Below are 2,809 nucleotides of genomic sequence, written 5' to 3' on the forward strand. Positions count from 1 at the left end.
ACCGCTAACATGGCGCCACTGGTGGTGCCCACCGACGGCGGTGACATTCTGACAGGACGCGCCGGCGATTGGCTCCTCCAATACGACGCCACCAGCTATGCGGTCATCGCCGACGCCATTTTCCACGAAACCTACCAGCTTCAGGACGCCGCCGCACCATGACCGCTGACCCGCGCTCCCGCGAAATCCGGGTGTTCCTGTCTTCCACCTTCAAGGACATGAACGCCGAGCGCGACGATCTGCTCAAGCGTGCGTTTCCCCTGGTGCGCGCCCGCTGCGCCGAGCGCGGCGTCGGCTTCACCGAGATCGACCTGCGCTGGGGGGTGACCGAGGAGGAGGCCCGCAACGGCCACACCGTCGCGATCTGCCTGGCCGAGATCGACCGCTGCCGCGGCTACCCGCCCTTCTTCATCGGCTTCCTGGGCGAACGCTACGGCTGGATCCCCACCTACGCCGACTTGGCCGCCTATTGGAAGGCTCACGCCGCCAGCTCCTACCGCGCCCCCATCGAGGCGGCGCTGCGGCAAGACATCAGCGTCACCGAGCTGGAGATGCGCTTCGGCGTCCTCGACCGTCCGGAGATGCTCAGCCATGCCCACTTCTTCCTGCGCGCCGCCTCCCTCACCGACGCCCTGTTCAGCGCGGCGGCGGACGTCAAGGCCGTGGACTTCTACGACGCCGCCGGCCCCCGGCTGGCCACCCTCAAGGCGGCGCTGCGGGCCTCCGGACGCGTGGCCCTCGACGGCTACGCCGAAGTCAGCGCCTTCGGCGACCGGGTGCAGGCGCTCCTGCTCGAAGAGCTCGAACGGCGCTTTCCCGCCGATGAGGCCCAGGACGTCTTCGTTCTGCGCGCCCAGGCCCACGCGCTGTTCGCCCAGGCCCGCCGGCAGGGCTACGTCCCGCTCGCCGGGGTGCGCGACGTGGTCGCCGGCCGGCTGCACGCCCACCTGAGCGGCGCGATGCGCGGGGCGGTGCTGCTGCGCGGCGTCTCCGGCTTGGGCAAGAGCGCGCTGATGGCCGACCTGGAAGCCTGGCTGCCCGACGCCGTCGGTGCGTGGATGATCCCCCATTACGTCGGCGCCGACGGGCTGCGCAGCCTGGAGGCCTGGCGCGACGGCGTCTTCGCCCGGCTGCGCCGTGACATCGCCGACCCGCCGGAGCTGCCCGAGGACGACGCTCAGCGCTGGGACGCTCTGCCGGTGTGGCTGGACCAAGCCCACCGCGTTACCGGCAGGCCCCTCATCCTGCTGCTCGACGCCCTCGACCAGTTCGTTGGGGCCGACGTGGCCATCCAGCGCCTGGGCACGCTGCTGTACCCGACCGGAACGGTGCTGCTGGCCAGCGCCACCCCGGCGGTGGACGGCTTGGCCGGCTTGGCGCTGTGGGACGTCCAGGAGCTGCGGGTGCCCGACACGGGCGAGATCGGAGCGATCATCGCCGGCTTCGCCGCCGCCTACCGCAAGACCCTGCCTCCGGAGCTGGAGGCGCGGCTGCTGGCGGCGCCGCAGGCCAAGGTCCCCTTGTACCTACGCCTGCTGCTGGAGGATTTGCGGGTGCATGGCCGGCACGAGACGCTGGCCGCGCGGCTGGAGGAGAACCTGCGTCAGCTCGACGCGGCGGCGCTCTTTGCCGGTCTGCTCCGGCAATGGGACCGCGACTATGGGGACGCGGCGCACCCGGCCATGGCCAACCGGCTGGCGGCGCTGCTGGCGGCGAGCCGGCGTGGCTTGAGCGAGGGCGAGATGGCCGACCTGCTGGCCGCGCCCACCGACCCAGTCGCCATCGACAGCGGGCGGCCGCGGGTGCCCAAGGCGCGGCTGGCCCCGCTGCTGGCGGTGCTGCGGCCCTACCTGCTGCGCCACGCCGGGCGCGAGACTCTGATGCACGGGGTCCTGGCGCAAGGAGCCTTGCCGGGGGCGGTGGAGCTGGCCACTCGGCGGCATCTGCTGGAGCATTTCCGGGGCGCGGACGGTCCCGCCGTGGCGGAGCGGGTGCACCAGCGCTTGGCCATCCTCGACGGCGGGCTCAGCAACAAGGCGGCCGATTCGTCCATGGCGCTCGCCGAGGAGCTGTTCGACCTGCCAGCAACTCTGGCGCTGCACGGCGAGGACGAGAAGCTCCTCAGCCGAGCCCTGACCCGGATCGGGGCGGGCTTGGCGGACGCCACCCCGGAAACGGACATCCTGATCGCCCGGTGGAAGCCATCGCTGACCGCGCTCGGCTCCGATGACGCCGGCCGCCGTCGGCTGTCCGATTTAGGCCTCTGGTTTGCCGAAAAAGCTTATTATGGCATTGCAGTGAACATTTCCAAGGATGCTCTGGCCACATACCGCCAAGTCCTGCCGCCCGAGCACCCGGACATCGCCCGTGGCCTCAACAACTTGGCCCTCCTCTACCAAGCCCAGGGCCAGTTGTTTGAGGCGCAGCCGCTGTACGAGGAGGCTCTGGCCATCTTCCGCCAAGCCCTGCCGCCCAAACCCCCGGTCATCGCCACCGGCTTGAACAATCTGGCTTCCCTCTACAAGGACCAGGGCCGGCTGTCCGAGGCGCAGCCGTTGTACGAGGATGCTCTGGCCATCTTCCGCCAATCCTTGCCGCCCAGGCACCCGGACATCGCCGTCAGCCTCAACAACTTGGCCCTCCTCTACCAAGCCCAGGGCCGGCTGCCCGAGGCGCAGCCGCTGTATGAGGAGGCTCTGGCCATTTACCGGCAAGCCCGACCGCCCGGACACCCGGACATTGCCAACGGCCTGAGCAGCTTGGCTTCCCTCTACCAAGCCCAGGGCCAGCTGTCCGAGGCGCAGCCGCT

General features: G+C 70.4%; 1 protein-coding gene. It reads left to right on the forward strand.

Annotated elements, in window-relative coordinates; all coding sequences use genetic code 11:
• Nucleotides 1–158 precede the first annotated feature (158 nt).
• On the forward strand, nt 159–2,809 hold a 2,651-nt coding region (locus tag TSO5_RS18425; protein ID WP_146203800.1), incomplete at its 3' end, for a tetratricopeptide repeat protein.

It is taken from the genome of Azospirillum sp. TSO5 (assembly GCF_003116065.1).
Lineage (GTDB): Bacteria > Pseudomonadota > Alphaproteobacteria > Azospirillales > Azospirillaceae > Azospirillum.